General features: G+C 64.2%; 1 protein-coding gene. It reads right to left on the bottom strand.

The genetic code is table 11. The features are described from left to right. Positions 1 to 1262: Ig-like domain-containing protein (locus BTW08_RS18540; RefSeq protein ID WP_139313729.1), on the bottom strand; the 1262-nt coding region annotated here is incomplete at both ends.

The raw sequence follows: 1262 nt of genomic DNA, 5'->3' as shown, positions 1-1262 counted from the left end.
GCTTCGAAGTCGGTGCCGGGGATGAAGGTGTAGCTACCGTCGGCGCTGAAGCTCAACGCGCCATTGCCTTGGCCCACGCCAGTGTCTAGCGCGTAGCTGGCTATCGTACCGTCAACATCGGTCGCTGCCGGGACCTGACCAGTCAGCGCGGTGTTCTCACCGGTGGTTTGGGTATCAGCGACGGCGACCGGCGCATCGTTGGTGCCGGTCACGGTGATCGTCACCGTCTTCGGTTCACTCACGCCGCCATCGTTATCGGTGGCGGTGTAGCTGAAGGTGATGTCGCGGCTCTCGCCGGTAGCCAGGCCATCGAAGTCAGTGCCGGGGGTGAAGCTGTAGGAGCCGTCGGCGTTGAACGCCAGGCTACCGTTGCCGGTGCCGACATCCATCGTTAGGTCGTAACCGGCGATGGAGCCATCGACGTCACTCGCTGCCGGGACCTGACCACTGATGACGGTGTTCTCACCGGTGGTTTGGGTATCAGCGACGGCCACCGGCTCATCGTTGGTGCCCGTGACGGTGATCGTCACCGTCACGGGCTCGCTGACGCCGCCATCGTTATCGGTAGCGGTGTAGCTGAAGGTGACCTCGCGGCTCTCGCCCGCGGCCAGGCCATCGAAGTCAGTGCCGGGGGTGAAGGTGTAGGAGCCGTCAGCGTTGAACGTCAGGCTGCCGTTGCCAGTGCCGATGTCCGTCGCCAGGTCGTAACCTGCGACCGTCCCATCAACATCACTCGCTGCCGGGACTTGCCCGCTGAGAACGCTGTTCTCGCCGGTGGTCCGGGTATCGGCGACGGCCACCGGTACGTCGTTGGTGCCGGTCACGGTGATAGTGACGGTCTTGGGTGCACTGACCCCACCGTCATTGTCCGTGGCGGTATAGCTGAAGGTGACGTCGCGGCTCTCGCCGGCGGCCAGAGTGTCGAAGTCGGTGCCCGGCGTGAAGTTGTAGCTGCCGTCGCTATTAAAGCTGAGGCTGCCGTTGCCGGTGCCGACATCCGTCGCCAGGTCGTAACCGGCGATGGTGCCATCGATATCGGTCGCTGCTGGCACCTGCCCGCTGAGAGCGCTGTTCTCGCCGGTGGTCTGGGTATCGGCGACGGCCACTGGAACGTCGTTAGTGCCGGTCACCGTTACGGTCAGCGTCGAGGTGGCGGTGCCACCCTGGCCATCGCTGACGGTGTAGCTGACTTTAGTGGTATCGGTCTGACCCGCGGCCAGGCGATCGAACGCCGTGCCCGGATTGAAGCTGTAGGAGCCATA

This window comes from Salinicola sp. MH3R3-1 (genome assembly GCF_001937155.1).
GTDB lineage: Bacteria > Pseudomonadota > Gammaproteobacteria > Pseudomonadales > Halomonadaceae > Salinicola > Salinicola halophyticus.
The sequence above is the reverse complement of the archived record's forward strand: the minus strand, read 5'-3'. Positions and strand labels throughout refer to the sequence as shown.